The sequence below is a fragment of the Saprospiraceae bacterium genome (genome assembly GCA_016709995.1).
In the GTDB taxonomy this organism is placed as follows: Bacteria; Bacteroidota; Bacteroidia; order Chitinophagales; family Saprospiraceae; genus JADJLQ01.
The window spans coordinates 494,024-512,908 of sequence record JADJLQ010000003.1; the positions used below are offsets into that span (position 1 = coordinate 494,024).

General features: G+C 41.3%; 8 protein-coding genes and 3 pseudogenes. 6 read left to right on the forward strand and 5 right to left on the reverse strand.

All coding sequences use genetic code 11. The features are described from left to right. Positions 1-12: 12 nt before the first annotated feature. The 3 genes and pseudogenes from IPJ09_20960 to IPJ09_20970 form a co-directional block, all read right to left on the reverse strand. Positions 13-1,863 (reverse strand): annotated as a pseudogene (locus IPJ09_20960) (RagB/SusD family nutrient uptake outer membrane protein). A gap of 19 nt (positions 1,864-1,882) precedes the next feature. Then, positions 1,883-5,128 carry a TonB-dependent receptor gene (locus tag IPJ09_20965; protein MBK7373853.1) on the reverse strand — a complete coding sequence of 1,082 codons (3,246 nt, stop codon included), beginning with the start codon at positions 5,126-5,128 and terminating at the stop codon, positions 1,883-1,885. Between the two features lie 210 nt (positions 5,129-5,338). After that, a complete protein-coding gene (locus tag IPJ09_20970) occupies positions 5,339-5,743 on the reverse strand; it encodes a hypothetical protein (GenBank protein MBK7373854.1) in 405 nt (134 codons plus the stop codon). A 413-nt stretch (positions 5,744-6,156) separates the two neighbouring features. On the opposite strand from IPJ09_20970, the pseudogene IPJ09_20975 reads away from it, so the two are divergent. The 6 genes and pseudogenes from IPJ09_20975 to IPJ09_21000 all read left to right on the forward strand — a co-directional run bounded on the left by IPJ09_20975 (position 6,157) and on the right by IPJ09_21000 (position 13,556). Next, positions 6,157-8,863, forward strand: a pseudogene (locus IPJ09_20975) (c-type cytochrome). An 18-nt stretch (positions 8,864-8,881) separates the two neighbouring features. After that, a complete protein-coding gene (locus IPJ09_20980) occupies positions 8,882-9,889 on the forward strand; it encodes a ThuA domain-containing protein (protein MBK7373855.1) in 1,008 nt (335 codons plus the stop codon). Between the two features lie 45 nt (positions 9,890-9,934). Then, complete coding sequence (locus tag IPJ09_20985) at positions 9,935-10,948, forward strand: TIM barrel protein (protein MBK7373856.1); 1,014 nt, start codon at positions 9,935-9,937, stop codon at positions 10,946-10,948. A gap of 89 nt (positions 10,949-11,037) precedes the next feature. Further along, a complete protein-coding gene (locus tag IPJ09_20990; GenBank protein ID MBK7373857.1) occupies positions 11,038-11,910 on the forward strand; it encodes a sugar phosphate isomerase/epimerase in 873 nt (290 codons plus the stop codon). A gap of 66 nt (positions 11,911-11,976) precedes the next feature. Continuing rightward, a pseudogene (locus IPJ09_20995) lies at positions 11,977-12,746 on the forward strand (TIM barrel protein). Positions 12,747-12,752: 6 nt separating this feature from the next. Continuing rightward, positions 12,753-13,556 (forward strand): alpha/beta hydrolase, encoded by an 804-nt coding sequence (locus tag IPJ09_21000; GenBank protein MBK7373858.1) that lies wholly within the window; start codon positions 12,753-12,755, stop codon positions 13,554-13,556. A 65-nt stretch (positions 13,557-13,621) separates the two neighbouring features. On the opposite strand, the gene IPJ09_21005 is transcribed toward IPJ09_21000, so the two are convergent. Together IPJ09_21005 and IPJ09_21010 are read right to left on the reverse strand one after the other, a co-directional pair. Next, complete coding sequence (locus tag IPJ09_21005) at positions 13,622-16,420, reverse strand: family 78 glycoside hydrolase catalytic domain (GenBank protein MBK7373859.1); 2,799 nt, start codon at positions 16,418-16,420, stop codon at positions 13,622-13,624. Between the two features lie 550 nt (positions 16,421-16,970). Next, on the reverse strand, positions 16,971-18,878 hold the full coding sequence (locus IPJ09_21010; GenBank protein ID MBK7373860.1) for a hypothetical protein: 1,908 nt from the start codon (positions 18,876-18,878) through the stop codon (positions 16,971-16,973). Between the last annotated feature and the right edge of the window lie 7 nt (positions 18,879-18,885).

Genomic DNA, 18,885 nt, shown 5'->3' on the forward strand with positions numbered 1-18,885 from the left:
CAAGGCCACTGATTAGTAACCTTCGTTTTGACTCAGGGATGGAAAAGATAAATCTATTTCACTTTGAGGCAAGGGTCGCAGATAGTGTTTATCAGCGATAGCTCCCCCTTTGACATACCAGGGGTTATAAGCTTTAACTCTTTCGATAAGTTTGCCGGTTCTTTTAAGGTCAAACCAACGGGAGTATTCACCCATGAATTCCCTTGCTCTTTCGTCCAGGATCATATCAACGGTGATATTAGCTGGTGTAGCCCTATAGGATGCAGCTGCCAATGATTGTACATTGCCTGGCAGGGCTGCACATTTTGGATCTTTTGATTTGTTAGCTCCTAATGCTCGATCCAAAACTTTATTATAGTAAACATCAGCACCGCCTAATTTTCCATTTTTGGCTCCTTTGACAATGGCTTCTGCCGCGATCAGGTAAGCTTCTGCAGAGCGGAATATAGGTTCGTCAAAGGTTCCGCCAGCGTCTCCATAAGGAATGTTTGGCTCCCAAAATTTCCACATCATCGGATTTTCACCGGGTCCATAACCTGACTGCATAAAGTAAGCTCCGCCTATTTCATCTACATTGACTACTGCATAATTTCTTTTGCCGCCGACATCGATACCTCGGTCATCAGGTGAGGTAGCTGGGTTATTCCAGGGTCGAAAGTAACAAGTAGTATCACCCATGGCCAAATTGACTTTCAGGCTTGAATTGGTTGGAATAGGCCTTAAATCTTTTACTGGTGATAGGGCATAACCGACCTCGACGAAATTATGATCATATCTTGAATCTAATTGTGGGTCAAATAGTCGATACAATGCCAGGAGTAGCTATAATTTTACCCAAATGCCGGTTGTAGTCAGTCGTTCTACCTTTGGAACCAGGGTAGCCTTCTCCATTGCCTCCAAATAGAGAATGGAGGTCGTTGCCACCGGCTGCATCTGCAGTGAAAGCAGCGTCCGTTTTGTTCGTCAATACTGTGGGACTATATTGTACCGCAAAGACAACCTCAGAGTTTTTATCGTTCTGAGTACCCTTGTATTGTGTCAATGGATTTTCAGAATGTTTAGGCCACAAATCTTTGTAATTAGCTATCATTGGGTAGGCATCAATGACCTTGTCTGCATATACGACAGCCTGGTCAAAATCAGCGTTGGAGCCACCCAAAGTATTTTTAAAATTCCATCCTCTGGTCAGATATACTCTGGATAATAAAAACTGAGCAGCTCCCTTGGTGATGCGCCCGTAATCACTGGCGGTCGCCGGGAGTTTAGACTCACAGTCTAATAAATCGGTTATGATTTGGGTATAAATGGTTGCAGAAGGTGTTCGTATAGCTTCTTTGGTAGCAGCAGTCGTCTCTTTTAAAGGCATTGGTACATCTCCCCACTGTTGTACCAAATAGAAAAATGCCAGGGATCTCAAAAACTTTGCTTCAGATACTCTCGTATTTTTCAAGGCAGCAGCCATAGAAGTGATATTTTCAGAAACAGATATGGCAGTATTTGCCCTTGAAACCTCTTTGTATAATAGAGTCCAAAGGGTTTGGATGTCTGGCAGAGAAGCATTAAATCCGACATCATAAAGGTCTATCGAGGCACCATTAGTTTTGAGTGGTGATGACCATCCACCCGATGCTGAGAAGATGTCTGTGCCATGTAATACCAAAGATCGACTTTGATGGATATTCCGCAATAAAGGATAACATGATTTTACTAAATCTTCAAAACCTGCTTCAGTTTGATAATATACATCTGTAGTCAAAGTAGTTACTGATTTTTCGACCAAAAATCGTCTTTGCATCCGGTAGCTAATACTAAGGATAGTACAGCGAGGAAGGTCTTATATCGAATATTATAAATTAATTTCATTTCTTAATATTTTTTTCGGTTAAAAACTGATATTCACACCTAATGTCAAATTCATATAGGGTAGATCATCTTGATAAATAGCTGAATTAAATTCCGGGTCAAAACCATCGTACTTAGTGAATATAAATGGGTTGGTGACCTGGGTATATACTCTCGCGGCAGCTAGTTTCCATCTATTCATCAGGTTTAATGGCAAGGTGTATCCTAAAGTAATATCGGACACTCTCAAGAAGCTGGCATCCTGGTAATTGATGGCATTGCGATATGGATTAGCGGCTGCAACTCCAAAATAGGTGTTTGAAGGATTGTCACTTCTCCAATAATCTAAGCTCGAAAGTCTATTGTATCGGGTACCACCCAGATCTCCAAAAGTCCCACTAAGCGTACTGTTGGAATATTCAGATCCATTTCTATAGTACATAAAAAAGGAGAAATCAAAACTTTTGTAGTTAAATCTATTAGTCATTCCCATTAAATAGTTTGGAAGTGCAGAACCCAGGATAGTTCTGTCATCAATCGCATCGGAAGAGGAGATGATCCCATCATTGTTTTGATCCACCACTCTCACAGCTCCGGGTACTTGTTTGTATTTAGCTGCCAATTCTTTATCCGCTGTCTGCCAAATCCCCGCGAATTCGTAATCAAAGTTTGACCGGATCGGATGTCCTACAAATAGTTTATTGCCTTTGTCGACCGTTTGGCCGTCTCCATACAATTCGAGCAATTCATTATTGTTTTTTGTAAATGTGAAATTGGTACTCCAGCTAAAATTATTTTTCGTGATATTGACTGTGCTTAAAGTTAATTCTACACCTCTGTTTTGTATTTTTCCCACATTGGCAATGACATCAGAAAAACCGGTCACTGTCGGTATCTTTTGATTTAGAATTAAATCGTCTGTCTTTCGGTCATATACTTCAAGAGAAGCTGCGATTCGGTTATTGAAAAAGCCAAAATCCAAGCCCAGATTCAATTCTTTGCTGCGTTCCCATCGCAAATCTTTGTTACCCAGGTTAGCAGGAGCAAATCCATATGCCGCGGTCCCACCAAAATCGTATCCTGTATTAAGCAAACCTGCTTGAGTACTATAAGGATTGACCGTAGAGTTGCCTACTTCGCCGTAGCTGATTCTTGCCTTCAAGTTTGAAAACAGATTTAAGTCGCGAATGAACTGTTCCTCACCGGCTCTCCAGGCAACAGCGACCGATGGGAAAAAAGCCCATTTATTGCCTGGTGCTAATTGAGAAGCCCCATCTGATCTACCGGTCAAAGTCAATAAATATTTATCATTAAAGGAATAATTGATTCTACCCATATAAGATAATAATGATCGCTCGGCCAAAGAACTGGATATGGTATTGATGGTACCGGCAGTATTCAAAGCGTACCAATCTGAATCGTAGGGAAGGTCGGTGACAAAAACTCTGTAAGCTTCATTTCTTTGATAGAAGGAACTTTGGAGACCAGTGAAGTGAATTTTGTGTTTGGAAACTGCCAGGTCGTAATTGACTATATTATCAATGGTGTAATTGCCTTGTATACCACTGTCGTACTGAGCACGAGGTTTTTTGCCCACTTGCGCTTTAGACCAGGTGCCTCTGAAATCGCCCATACGGTTATTGCCATAAGACGCAGATATTGAAGAGCGAAAGCTCAAACCTTTTACAGGACTAAACTCAACAAAGGTATTGGCTGTGCCGACTAAAGAGGTGGTTTGAAGTTTAGAAATAGCCGGATCAATATCGAGTAACGGGTTAGGCACCTGTTTATCATTGATACCCATCCATACAGCATACCCGTTGATATTAAGATCTTTGTTCTCCGTAGGGTTGAGCAGATCATCATAATAGGGCAGTCCACTTGGTCGTGCACGGAATGCCCCCCGGAGTGATTCCTGGGAGCCAACATTAAGGTCACTATAAGTCAGGTAAGAAGTGAATCCAACCCTAAACATTTGACCTATTTTGCTATCCAGGCCGGCATTAAGATTATATCTTTTAAAACCGGTATATTTTACGTTTCCATCTTCACTTAAAAACCCTCCCGCAAAACGATAAGTGGTGCGATCATTACCTCCGGATAAACTAAGGTTTTGGCTGGTTTGTAACCCTGGTTTGGTAATTAAATCAACCCAATCTGTGGATTGTCCTGATTCGATTACAGCCAGCTCACCTGCTGTAAAGGTAGCAGGAGTCGCGCCCTCCAGGACTCTATCGGTATACACAGATTTGTAAAACTCCTGAGCATTCATCAGCCTGGGTACATGTGCAGGTTGTCTTGAGGCTATATAGCTATCGTAACTTATGCGTGGTTTGCCGGATGCACCTTTCTTAGTCGTGACGATGATCACCCCGTTCGCTCCGCGAGAGCCATAGATAGCGGTAGAGGAAGCGTCTTTTAATACATCCATAGTTTGAATATCATTTGGATTGAGTGTATTCAGATCCCCACCCATTATCCCGTCAATTACGACCAAAGGTTGGGTTGAATTATTTATAGTGTTTTCACCCCTGATAGTGATGCTGTATCCTGCACCGGGTCTGTTGTCATTTTTGGTCACTGTAGCCCCAGCGACTTGACCCTGGATAGCTCTGGCAGCCATCGTTGGATTGGCCCTGGTGATGTCTTTGGTCTGAATCGAAGCTACGGCACCGGTCAGGTCACTTTTGCGCTGCTCACCATATCCGATCACCACTACTTCTGAAAGTGCCTGGGCATCGGATTTTAAGTTAATGGTTACCTGGCTCTGACTACCTACAGCTAGTTCTACAGTGATGAACCCAACATAAGAAATTTCTAAAACAGTATTTTCATCAGGTACATTTAAGGTGAAATCACCATTAATATCTGTGGTAGTACCTTGAGATGTACCTTTTACGATAATGGATGCTCCGGGCAGACCTTCGCCAGTCTCCGCATCGATGACCTTACCATTGATAGGACGGTCTATCCGATTTACTTCTCGTGGCACAAATGTTTTCAGAGGTTTTTCAATGTTCTTTTCGAGTTTTTGAGCATTCATCAAGGCGTTTGGTGATACGGCCAATCCCTCTATAATTTTTCGTTCGAACATAAAGTCTGCATGGTATCTGTCTTTCTGTTCGTTCAGTACATTGTTGAGCAAAAGCTCATTGGTAGTTGCACGCTCACTTTTATGGTTGGATTGTGCCATCGCCATGATCTGTGACCAGCCTGAGTAATTTGTCAGCACCCAAAAGGCCAGTGTCATCGAGAGTTTTGAAATTAATTGTAAATTGAGTTTCATAATTAAAGGTTTAATATAAAATTCTAAAGGCTATTTTTCAACTAGTTGTACTAGTATTTCTTTTGAAAATATTGGCGTCTAGGAGTTCTGACAATGATAATAAAAGTTCATCTTCATTCTCTGCTTAATATGAGCACTTGATGACCCGCTCAGCCAGTTTTTTCCCTTGTATATCAAAATCGAGGTCATAATTTTCTATAAGCATCAGGGTTACTTGTAAAATACTTTTTTTGTAAAAAAAAATCTATCTTGAGTCCAGGAGACGGAGTGATTTAAGGATTTGTATTTATTGGCTTCAATCTTCAAACTGGGCAATGAGTAAAAACCGTATGAAGACTTAATAGCTTCATAAGTCCAGGATTTCAGTAGCCTACAGAATACTTCGTTGACTAAATCTTCAGCGATCTCTTTGGAATACACAAAACGCATAGCATGGTTGCACAACATGTTAAGGTACATACGGAACAGGGGTTTACATCCTTTAGCCGGATCTTTGATCATGATCATTTGTATATACTGCTCAGCAGGAGTAGATATAGCATGACCTTCGTCTACATCAGGAATATTAAATTGTTGTGGAATTGGTTGGTGAATATGATTATGTAACTGTTTCATATTTTCAATAGCAGGCTGGTAAAGACTAATGTAGATCGAATATACTTAACTTTTCTTAAAATCTGGCACGGTCATTTAAAAATAACATTTGGGGGAGGATTTTTGCTAAGTATAAATTCTTAATGGTTATGCAAGTTAAGTAATAAATATTTAACGAATGGTAAGCTCCATAGTCGTTGCTTAAATCACCTGGCATGCTTTTAGTCTATTCTTAAATTTTAGTTGACATTTTATTCGATGCAAAATGATATTGTAGAGAATAATAGAACCCAATACAAAAAAATGGTTGAATTTACCCATTACAATTATTCTTTTGAAAGCTTGAATAAGCTAGTCCAATCGATTCAATATTACCAGGCTATTATATAAGAATGCAACAATAAATTGTATTTTTATTGTACTTTTTTTTCGCCATGTTAAAATGTGTTTTGTATATATTCACTCTGGTAATGTTCATATCCTGTATGAATAAAAAGGAAGATCATTCTGATACTCCCTACACTTTGGGTATAAATCAACTACCTGTTTATGAAGGAGATATTGATCATAAAGGAATAATTACGGCAGTTGAGAAGGCATATGGCCAATCGATGAAGCATGGTCAATCAATCTATACGAATATTTGTTTTAATTGCCATGGTGATCCACTACAGGAAGGTTCAGTCCCTACTGCTTTTAAATTTTGGGAAGACACTTTCAAAATGGGAAATGATCCATATACATTATATCAAATGCTCACTAGAGGATATAAAACCATGCCCCCTCAATATCTTCTTACCCCTTTGGAAAAATATGAAATCATCCAATTCATCCGTGAAGAATATGTCAATACAACAAATAAATCGCAATATTTCAAAATTGACTCCCTTTATCTTGATCGACTTCCTAAAGGCAATGGCAAAGGACCAGAACCTGTAGTAAAGAAGCCCTGGGCTGATATGGACTATGGTAATTATTTGATTAATACTTATGAATTGGCTGACAAGAGTGCAAAACCAAGAGAGAGATCCTCGGGTATAGCGCCGTTAGCGGATGAAAATTTAATCGATGCCAATTTTGCATATAAAGGAATTGCTGTGCGATTGGATACCGGTCAAGGTGGTATCGCCGCAGGAAAAGCATGGATGATCTTCGATCACGATGTCATGCGCGTAGCGGGTGCATGGACAGGAGAAGGGTTTATAGATTGGCAGGGAATATTGTTTAATGGTACTCACAATATTTCGCCCCGCACCATCGGTGATCTTCATTTTGAAAATCCGGTTGGACCGGGGTGGGCTGATCCTATTACTGGCTCCTTCGAAGATCATCGATTTATGGCAATAGACCATCGAAGATTCGGGCCCTTGCCCAGGAGCTGGGCGCAGTACAAAGGCTTGTATCAATATCAGGGAAAAACAATCATATCCTATACGGTAGATAATGCTGCTATTTTAGAATTATTTGGATTAGAAGGCTCGGGGGAGGTGCCTATTTTTACACGGACCATGAATATCAGTCCTTCATCGCATCCTTTGAAAATGAGAGTAGCACCTGAAAAAATTGCAGTAACTGTGATTGGAGATAAGGTCAATTTAAAAAAATCTGACGGTTTCTGGATTATGGAGATTCCAAAATCAAAAAAAATAAGCGTCAAACTACTGATGTCCAAATCTTCTCAAGATGATTTGAATCAGTCAACAAAGACCTCTTCCTCTATCATTGACCTGAATGATTATACCAAAGGAGGTGCACCTCGATTCCCTGATACTTTAATCACTACCATTGCTGAAGGAAAAAAAGATATGCCCTTCCAGGTAGATGTGCTCAATCTACCATTTCAAAGTCCGTGGAAAAATCAGTTTCGTTTGAGCGGCATTGATTTTCTTGCAGATAAAGACAAAGGAATCATCTGTTCTACGGATGGTGATGTTTGGTTGGTCCAGGGGTTTCTCAGCTCTACGGGTAGGTTGATCTGGAAAAGAATTGCGGCAGGTTTATTTCAACCACTAGGCGTTCGGGTGGTAAAAGAAGAAATTTTCATTACATGCCGTGATCAATTAGTGAAGCTTCATGATTTGAATGGAGATGAAGAGATTGATTTCTTCCAAAGTTTTAACAGTGATCACCAGGTGACCAATCATTTTCATGAATTTGCGATGGGATTACAGACTGATGCAGAAGGTAATTTCTATTATGCAAAAAGTGCTCGTCATGCCAGGAGGGCTTTGGTACCTCAGCATGGCACGTTATTGAAAGTAAGCAAAGATGGATTGAAAACTGAAATCATCGCAACGGGGTTTCGCGCTGCCAATGGAGTCTGCATCAATCCGGATGGATCATTTATAGTCACAGACCAGGAAGGACATTGGACTCCGATGAATCGGATCAACTGGGTAACTAAGGGTGGCTTTTATGGAAATATGTTCAGGTACGATCCTCCGCCGGATAGTTCGGATGAAGGTATGCTACCACCCATCGCCTGGGTAGAGAAGCATATCGATCAATCTCCTTCTGAGCTGCTCTGGGTAAATAGTAATAAATGGGGGCCATTGAACGGAAGCCTATTAAATTTCTCCTATGGGTATGGTAAGGTTTTTATTGTTCCTTTTGAGAAAATTGGTACTATAAGACAAGGAGGCGTGTTTGAGTTGCCCATGCCAAGGTTTCAAACCGGAATCATGCGGGGCCGATTTAACGATGCCGATGGACAATTGTATGCTTGTGGTCTCTCTGCATGGGGTTCCAGTCAATCTAATTTAGGTGGATTGTATCGGATCAAATATAATGGCCAAAAAGCAATCATTCCCTATTGGCATCAAAGCAAGGAAGAACGGTATTGAAATAAAGTTTTCCCATGAGTTGGAGGTGAATGATGCAGACAAGACCTCCAGTTATAAAATACAAACATGGGATTTACTAAGATCGAGAAAATACGGTTCGGCACATCATAATGAAAATAACCTTCAAGTGACCGAAGCAAGCCTTAGTGAAGATAAGAAGACTATATTTCTTACCATACCGGATATAAAACCGACCTGGGTCATGGAAATTTCGTTTGAATATACACGCCCTGATGGTGAAAAAACCAAAGGATTGATACAAAATACGATCTATCAACTGGGTAAAGAAACGAAGTGATTAAAAAAATTCTTTTTCATGAGATCTAAACTATTTTCTAAAGGCTTATTCATTTTCATTCTGTTTTTTAGTTTGGAAATGGATGGACAGGACAAAAACCAATGGATGACCTATGAAGGGCAGAGTGGCCCTGGCAAAGGAAAACATATCGTGCTGATCAGTGGTGATGAAGAATATCGTTCCGAAGAAGCCCTTCCTTTGCTTGCGAAACTTCTGGCTGCCTATCACGGCTTTACCTGCACCGTATTATTTGCCATAGACTCTGCCACAGGTAATGTAGATCCCAATATTCTGAATAATATACCCGGACTGCATCTGCTCAAGACGGCTGATCTGGTGGTCATGTCACTGCGATTTAGAGAATTGCCGGATGATCAGATGAAATTCATAGATCAATACCTACAAGAAGGGAAGCCGATCGTAGCACTTCGCACCTCTACCCATGCTTTTCGGTATAAAATAAATAAGACTAGCCGATATGCTAAATATGGTACTGACAGTAAAGTAAAAGGGTGGGAAGGTGGTTTTGGAAAAAAAGTACTGGGAGAGACTTGGGTATCGCATCATGGTAATCATGGTGTAGAGGGCACCCGGGGATTAAATAATGGTATCCAGCAAGCACACCCTATACTCAAAGGAGTCAAAGATGTATGGGGCTATACCGATGTGTATACCGTAGGCAATCTGGGGGTCGGCACTCAGGTGTTACAATATGGCTTATCTATTCAGGGTATGACTCCTACTGCCTTGCCCAATTATGAAAAATCCGTAATGCCTGTATCGTGGATCAGAAATTATAAAGCTGAAAGTGGAAAAACCTGCCGCATATTTACGACCACAATGGGTGCGTCCGTAGACCTGGAATCTGAAGGCTTGAGAAGACTGTTGATCAATGCTTGCTACTGGGGTATGAATATGGAAGATAAGATCAGTGAGCAAAGTAATGTTCAGATCATCGGTAACTATAAACCCACGATGTTCGGTTTTAATGCTGGTCTTAAAGGATTAAAGCCCGTCGATTTTTGAAATAAAATAATTTTACCTGGGATGAAATTGAATCTTCATAATGCGATGTGGCCAGGTATAGTTGGCAAAGGACAGGGCACTGAAGAAGAGGCTATCTCATTGCAACGGATGATAGAGCTTACCTGCAATACCAGGGTGCATGGTCAAACTTTTGATGGTATTGATCTTATTCTTGCAGCTCCTCATCTTAATGTTAGTTCCAACCAGGATGAAATCGTAAAGTTTGCTGATACTGTTTTGTCGCATAACCTAAAGATTGGATCTGTCGTGGCACCTATATGGCCATCTGCAGGCGGTGGCTCAGCGATGGGCTTTGTGGACGAACGAAAAAAATTTATAGCTGCGGTTCGGAATACTTGTGAATACTGTAAAATATTGAACAGACATGGTGTTCGGTCTTATGGCATCATCAGGATAGATTCTGCAGATAGTCCTGCATCCTGGTCAAAGGATAAAGCGGGCAATACAACATTGATTGCGAATACTTTTCGCGAAGCAGCTATTATCGCTGCTGATTATGACGAGAAGCTGGCAGCGGAAGGTGAAATCTGCTGGGCAGGCATGCATTCCTGGAAGGATATTCTGGATCTTTTGGAAGAAGTTGGCAAGCCGGAATACCTGGGATTTCAGGCAGACCTTGCTCATACTTATTTATATTTACGAGGGTACAATGCATCCGAGCATGCTTTACTTACTTCTAACTATTCTACAGAAGAGTTTTGGCAGGCTTATCAAAAGATGACCGAATTATTAGCCCCATGGACCCTGGATTTTCATATTGCTCAAAGTAATGGGACTGTCTTTGGAAGCGGCTTGCATGATATCACCGGAAGGCACGTACCTGTCAATGCTCCTGATGGAAAATTGGATATCATACGCTGTTGTCGATATTGGTTATTGAATAAAGAAGGACATCTTAGAAATGGTATTCGACATATTTGCTGTGATGGATGTATGTTTCCCAATAGCATGTTGGAATCATCTGACACCTGGACGGCCGTATTAGAAAAAATGATTGAGGTAAGAGAAGACCTCCAGCAACTTAAAACATTCAACTGAACTCAGCAATGAAAAAGAACCGGAGAGCATTTATCAATCAATTGACTACCATGAGTACCTTGCCTTTATTAGTTAAAAACCCGGAAGATATGTTGACCCACTCTGGCCTGCGGCCAAAAATTGGTTTTAATCTATTAGCCTGGTCCGCCGTGATTTCGGATAAATTATATCCCGTGGTAGATAAATTAAAAACCCTGGGCTATGATGGGGTAGAGTGTGCGATGGACGAGAGAAATAAAGCAGTATATAAAACATTTGGCAACCATATGGCTGATTTAGGTTTGCAGGCTACTGCCGTGTTAGCAGTAGGTGCTGATGAGAATCCTGTCAGCACTTCGGCCTTAGTCCGGGCGAAAGCGTTAGACCGATTGAAAGGTGCTATAGATTGTGCTCATGAACTTAATGCAAAAAATATCTGCGGTCCTTTTCATTCTGCGTTTGCTACGTTTACCCGAAAACCCCCGGAAGAACAAGAATATGCCTGGAGTGCTGAAGTGCTACATGAGGCTGGGGTATATGCGGCTTCGGCTCAAATCACACTTACCCTGGAAGCGCTCAATCGATTCGAATGTTATTTATGCAACACGATGGATCAATTGAGCAAATTGGTAAATCAAGTGAATCATCCCAATGTAAAGGCCATGTTCGACACCCATCACGCCAATATGGAAGAAAAAAAGTTTGCTGCAGCCTTAAAAAATATAGCACCACTGCTGGGCCATGTCCACATCAGCGAAAATGACAGAGGTACCCCCGGTGATGGACATATCCCCTGGGACGATACCTTTGCTACACTCGCTGCTATCAGGTACAAAGGCTGGCTGACGATAGAAGCTTTTACCCGCAATGATCCTAATTTTGCCAACGCGATCAACGTATGGCGCGAATATTCTAAACCATGGGATATGGCGGAACATGGGATTATTTTTATCAAGAGGATGATTAAAAAGCATCAATTGTAAAAATTTTATCCCTAATCCATGATTAATAATTCAATCAGGTTTGGTGCAGAAGTATATACCTGGTATATGCATGAGAATGGTCTTACTCATGCCGGAAAACTAGGTCATATGATTGAGATCACTGCCCAGGCAGGATTTAAAGGAATAGAACCTATTCATTATTGGATGGGAAATTTAAAAGATCCTGCAAGACTCAAAGACAAGCTGGCTGAACACCGTATAGCTTTGGCAGCCATAGCCCTTTGTTTAAAATGGAATGATCCAACCATTACTGAAGACGAAAAAAGAGAGACTACTGAAACAATTGAATTGCTCCGTCAATTCCCCGGAGCCTTGCTGTGCTTGGTTCAGATTCCTTCCGGTCGTCATGCTGTTCAGCAGCGGAGAAAACAATTATTGGAACATCTTCATTCGACAGCAGCCCAAGCGGCCAATCACGGGATTCCTTCTTCTTTTCATCCTAATTCACCGCACCATTCGATTACCCGTACTGAAGAAGATTATGATTTCCTGTTAGGCGGCCTGGATCCCACGGTTTGTGGATGGACTCCGGATGTAGGTCATATCATCAATGGGGGCATGGATCCCTTACAAACTATGAAAAATATAAATCATTGATCAATCATGTGCATTACAAAGATTGGGATGGCCAACCTGAGTTTGCCTTAATGGGTCATGGCAAGGTAGATTTTGTGGGCATCACCCAGTGGCTAGAGGAAATAAAATATAAAGGCTGGATCATATGTGAAGATGAAGGAAACGAAGCTTATGATCATCCCGACCAGGTGACTTTACATGATGGTGCCTGGGTGAATAATAATTTAATACAAATCTGAGGTAGCATGGCATATATCCTTACCAACGGAATTAAAATGTATTATGAGGTGCATGGCGAAGGCCCTCCCTTATTACTGATTATGGGCATTACGGCCCCCGGAGCTGTGTGGGAAAAGCACTTAAACTACTGGAAAAGCTTTTTTAAGTGTATCGTAGCAGATAATCGGGGTGTTGGAAATTCTGACAAGCCCCCTGGTCCTTACAGCACTGAGCAAATGGCAGAGGATTATCATGGATTATTGGAAGCGCTGCAGGTATCTAAAGTAAGAGTAGTGGGGGTTTCTATGGGTAGCACCATCGCCATGCAATTATGCTTACGACATCCGGACGAAGTATCCTCCATGGTGTTGATGTGTCCCTGGGCCAGGTGTGATAGAATGGCAAGATCTATTTTCGAACATATGATTGCAATAAAGGGTAAATTGACTCCTGCTGAATTTGCCCGGTATATCCAATTGCTCATTTTTCATAAATCAAGCTGGGATCATGACGATGTCTACCAGGAAATGATAGATGGCCGATTAGCTGCCCAAGAGGATGAAAGCCCTCAGCCTTTTCATGCCTTAGAAGCCCAGGCTATAGCTTGTATGGAGCATGATGTGTTGAGTCAGTTGCACAATATTTTTCAGCCATGTTTGATCCTTGGAGGAAAGGCAGATATTTTTACTCCGGAATGGATGGCCAGGGAAGTTGCTGCAGCGATCCCGGGATCTGATTTACATCTTTATGATCACAGTGGGCATGCGTTTCATTGGGAAAATTTGGATGACTTTAATCGACGAGTCAAAGATTGGTTATTGCATCATTAATCTAGGTCATTCCTATTAGATGATCCTACTCTTGTATTATAGGTGATGTATGATCTATCTCCAGATTATTTTCGTTTAGAAATGTCAGATACAAAAAAAGAATAAGAACCTGATCCTACTTCGAATATAGATTCATTTGAACCGGATGGAAGAGACCTAATCCTTTTGGTCTGAGACACCTGATTGCCTCCTTCTGTAATTATAGCGCCCGGACTGGCTGGGAGATAAACGATGGCTGTTGTATTTGATGGCACTTTAATATCCAGGTGTAACCCTTCTTGTTTTTTTCGCCATGAAGAAGCAATGGTTCCATGTATCGTATTCACAGAGGCACTCACCCAATCAAGGTCATTCCCTGGAATATAAGGTTTGACGATAAATTTTTTAAATCCTGGACAGCTTTCATCAGGATTAATTCCAGCCAATACATTGTAAAACCAGGGATCGATGGCAGCCCCTAACACTAAATGATTTTGTGATCCTCCATCGGTCCATTTCTCTGTAATGGTTGTGCGTCCGTTCCTAAGAGAATAGCCCCAACTGGGAAAATCTTTCTTGAGAGCCAATTTCCACACCAAGTCTTCTCGGCCTTTTTTGGTGAGCAAGTCTACCAAGTATTTCGTTCCCATATAGCCAGTGGACAAGTGGTCTTCATGTTTCTCTACAATATCATTTATTAGTGTACTCATAACGGACCTTTCTAATTCTTCCGGAACCATATCAAAAAAAAGAGGCCACGTTTGAGCGGATTGCGACTGGTCATCATAGTATCCTTCTTTTTTGTTAAGAAATCTACGGTTGAATGCATTCAATATTTCGCTCCTCAATAAATGAAATTTTTCTGCGTGTTCTTTTTTTCCCAGCACGCTTGCTATTTTTTCCATTATTTGTACATCATGGTAATAGAATGCGGTACTTATAGATAAAGGTAGCCCGGACCTGCTACGATACCCTTCGGCTAATGAAAGATGGTCTCCCCATTGCGATTGCTGTAGATAACCAATCAGATTTGGCTCAAGTAATGTATCATTGAAAAGGGGATTGCCGCCACTTTCTTTTGGCTGAATGTCTGAGTTACCCTGTCTTGCCAGGTAATTCATATATTTTAAAATAGCCTCATAATTCTCTTTGAGCACAGCGGTGTCCCCACAAAAAATGTATAGATACCAAGGCATGATTACAAATGAGGAACTCCACACCATATCCTCCTCTATTCCTGCACGGGGGACTATAAAGCTTACACGACCTTGACGATCCTGCTGGTCTCTATAATCCCTTAACCATTTTGTATATAATTTCTGGATATTCAAATTCAGCATTGCCTCCTGGGAAGACATCAGTACATCAGCGCCCCATCCCTGTCGTTCAGGCCGTTGGGTATCATCAGTCGGAACCCCCATCTGTACATTACATCGTTGGGATTGAACCATACAAAGGTGAATGCGGTTGATAAGGTCATTGCTGCAGGTAAAGCTACCGGTAGGAGCAACGCTGGTATGAACAAACCGACCCTCCAGGGTTTCCAATGAGGGGGTGCCGGAATACCCAGTTACTTCAATAAACTGAAAACCATGATAGGTAAAACGGGGTTCGAAAATCTCCTCTCCCTCACCTTTTAGAATATAATGATCTTCCTGAAGGGCAGCATTTGAACTGGAAGGATCAATCATTCCATTGACATGAATCTTCTCGGCAAATCGCAATTTAACTAGGGTGCCTGCAGGTCCCTTCAGTTTAAGTTTCACCCAGCCGGTAATATTCTGTCCAAGGTCAAAAACAAAAGTATCTCTTTTTGGTTTTGTGAATCCTACGGGGTTAATGATTTGGGTTACTTTGCCAGGCTCGTGCATGGATGACGAAAGTTTTCCGCCAGGTGAGGGCACCGAATTAGCCGGACTCCATGACCGGTCATCGAACCCAGATTTGTCCCAGCCCTGTTGTTCTAATCGGGCATCATAATGTTCACCATCAAACAGGCAATTAAAGGTAATCGGTCCCCAGGAAGATTTCCAGTTTCGGTTTGTTATTACCTGGGATATGCTACCATCAGAATATTCTATCATTAGCTGAAGGATTACACGAGGTGATCCGTACCATTGCATCTGCCAACCCCAGTATTTCTTTTGGCCATTAAACCAGCCATTGCCCAGCATAATCCCAAGAGCATTGATCCCTGAATTCAGTTCGGAAGTTACATCATAGGTATCATAAAGGATGCGTTTGCGAAAATCGGTCTTTGACGGAGTAAGGACATTTTGTCCAACCTTTGCCCCATTTAAACGGAGTTCATATAATCCCAGGCCAGAAATAAATAACCTTGCTCGGCGGACTTTTTTTTCAACCCGGAATTCATGGCGAAATAAAGGAGACCTGGATTCAGGAATAACTTTTTGTACTTCTTCTGACCAGCTACGGGAAGTGAAGGTATTTACATCAGCCCGTATTTCGCCTGGCTCCCCCCTGCCTATCCAATCTGCTGTCCAGTCCTTCTGATCAAATAATCCGGTGTTGAAAGTGCCGGTTTTTCCATAGGGAAGGATCTTACCCGAATCCTCCCTGATATGTACCTTCCAGTAATATTCTTTGTTGCTTTCAAGAGGAAGCCCTTGATACGTGATATGAGCTGATTGATCTGAAGCCACCCAGTTTGTATTCCACATATCGCCTTTCTCAGTATTAATCATGTCCATGCTTGACGCCACCAGTATCTGGTAAGCAGTTTGCCTGCGTGCCCTACCATCCAATTCAACAATCCAGGTAAAACGTGGCTTTGGTATATCCAGAGCTATAGGGGCCGGATCATATTCGACCATGAGACCATTTTCAGGCATTTTCAACAACCATTGCTTGTAATTCTGTTTCATATTTTGCAACTGAGAATCTAGTGCCGGCATGTTTTGTCCGAACATTCGGACAGAATAAGTCAAGGTAAAAAGTAAAATGCCAAAGGTCAAGCGTTTAATGAACCCATCTAGTGTAAATGATATCTTTTGTTTCATTCCGAATTATTGTTAAAGCTGAACGAGTATCAAGTTAACCATATTATAGACATTTTCTCCATAAGGACGCAACCAACACGGCACAGAGCGACGCAGCAAAGCGATTTTGTGTATTAAAATTAACCAGATTTTTTCGTAGTGACTTTTGAGTCGTTTTGGAAAATCTCACCAGCCCCCTAAATAACTGGACAGGGTTTAACTAAAAATAGTTTTAAGACCTAAATTTCTTAGATCATGAATAAAGGCAGAAAAAATTGGAATCCCAAAGAGAAGCTATAAGTGCTTACGTATCTTCACAAAAATAAGATCTTAAGAAAAATAGGTTACTAAAAGAGATTAGAGAATTAAAAGCTAAAGTATTAAAGTGTCGTGGGAATAATACAAAAAGTAACTTGGTAATACATTTCAATATATATCATTTTAAATCTTTCAAAGGAAGTTGGGGAGACGGCACGTAACCTTTTTCAATGAGATCAATAAATCCTAAGAGTGCACCCCAATTATAAAATGCATCACTCCAAGTTTCGGCTTCACCTCCTCGTCCGTTATCGGCATGATAATTTTCGCACACATGACGCTCCTCCAGCCAGGTTTTCAAAAGCAGGTTTTTGGATTTTTCGACCAGGTCTTTTTTGGCATCAGGCAAATCGTAATTTCTCATGCCGAGGTACACCAGGAAATTCAGTGGTGCCCAGATCCTGCCTCTCCAGTAATGGTTGTCTTTATACGCTGTGTCATTGCGGGCAATGGATGGCATGATATAGTCTCCCCAGAATTCATCAGCATTATAAAAATGTTCCTTGATCATCCGCGAGGCTTGATCCTGATCCGGTACTTTAGCCAACAGGGGGTAAAATAATGTTGGAGATAATCGGTAACTGAATTGTCCGGTGACCAGGTCCTTATTCAAGTATAGGCCAAATTGATCGACCCAGAGTGTTTGAAGCTTTTTTGAATACTTCTCAGCCCTTGCTGCTAATTCTTTTGCATCATCCGTTTTTCCCAAAATATCAGCTATCTCAGCCAGACTCCGACAATCGGCAATGTAAAGGCTCATTAAACCCACATCCGCTAGTAGCATACGATGGCTGGTGGTATCAAAGACCGCATCGTCCCACATCGGAGAATTATCCATTCCAGATTCCCATTTAGCTGCCTTCATTTTTCCAGATTCAGTTGCCGAACGGGATTTACTATTGCCATAATCATAAGGATCAGTACCATGTACAAGGTATCCATCAATATCTCTGTTAGCCGCCCGCCAACGGTTCCAGCTCAGTAATTCATTGTATACTTCTTGCAAGAACCACTTTTCCTGATATTTTTTATAAATCTCCCTTACAACAATGGATCCGACTTGAGGCTCTGTACGGTCCTCACTCTTATGCCCGTGCTGAGTATTATTTGGAATAAACCCTTTTTTTGTAATCTCCTTTGTTATTGCAATCGCATTGGCATAAGCCAGGTCCTTGTTGTCCAGCGATAACATATATGCTGCAAAATAAGTGTCCCACCCAAATAATACCCAATCATTAGAAAACGTACGGCTCACAGGATTAATAACCCTATTGTTATTGGGATCAAAAATGGTTGTCCAGGCTAGTACAGTTTGCATTGCATCGAATACTTCCGGTGACTTACTATATTTCAACCTTTCAGATTCAAATTTCACTTTCGCTTTTTTAATAATATCCTCAATTTCTTCCTGCGACTTCCGCATGCCGGCAGATATGGCGATGTTTTTATCCAGAGCAACGTGTAAAGAGTTGGAAGTTGTGGTTGGTTTATTTTCATTGATATACACTTTAATTGTGCTCGACTGAGTTTGACCGATAATTACATTCTGATCGATTTTTATTTCAGCTTTTCTATCCCAAAGTACCCGGGGCTCAATTACCAGTGTATCTCGAGGCATTGATTTCAATGGGCTTATCAGTAGAAATAATTCATTTTTCAAAGCAGCGCTTTGCACCCTAAGTTTAATATTATGCCACTCTACTTCAAGTTCTGTATAAGATCCATCGTAAGCATGTGGTCCGGCAATAACCCTCTCTTTGCTTCCAAAATGATCTCTGCCAATTAAAGTTTCCTCAAGCACATTACCAGATTGGTCTTTTAGTGCAAGATTGATGGCAAAACATTCGGGCAGTAAGACATGCGACAATACGCTACGGGTATTCCAGGTATTCCAGCTCTTGCAGAGCCTGTCATTCATTTCGCTCAATTCCTTTCCTGTATAATTAACCTGCTTTTTCTCCAGATTACAGGAAACAAAGAATAGCAGTGTGAAAAAAATCAGAAAAATAATTTTCATTCTGTACATGCTCCTT

Bases quoted from the DNA above. Each gene is read 5' to 3' on its own strand.
- IPJ09_20990 (MBK7373857.1), top strand. From the start codon at position 11,038: ATGTTGACCCACTCTGGCCTGCGGCCAAAAATTGGTTTTAATCTATTA.
- IPJ09_21000 (MBK7373858.1), top strand. From the start codon at position 12,753: ATGGCATATATCCTTACCAACGGAATTAAAATGTATTATGAGGTGCAT.
- IPJ09_21010 (MBK7373860.1), bottom strand. From the start codon at position 18,878: ATGTACAGAATGAAAATTATTTTTCTGATTTTTTTCACACTGCTATTC.
- IPJ09_21005 (MBK7373859.1), bottom strand. From the start codon at position 16,420: ATGAAACAGAATTACAAGCAATGGTTGTTGAAAATGCCTGAAAATGGT.
- IPJ09_20965 (MBK7373853.1), bottom strand. From the start codon at position 5,128: ATGAAACTCAATTTACAATTAATTTCAAAACTCTCGATGACACTGGCC.
- IPJ09_20980 (MBK7373855.1), top strand. From the start codon at position 8,882: ATGAGATCTAAACTATTTTCTAAAGGCTTATTCATTTTCATTCTGTTT.
- IPJ09_20970 (MBK7373854.1), bottom strand. From the start codon at position 5,743: ATGAAACAGTTACATAATCATATTCACCAACCAATTCCACAACAATTT.
- IPJ09_20985 (MBK7373856.1), top strand. From the start codon at position 9,935: ATGTGGCCAGGTATAGTTGGCAAAGGACAGGGCACTGAAGAAGAGGCT.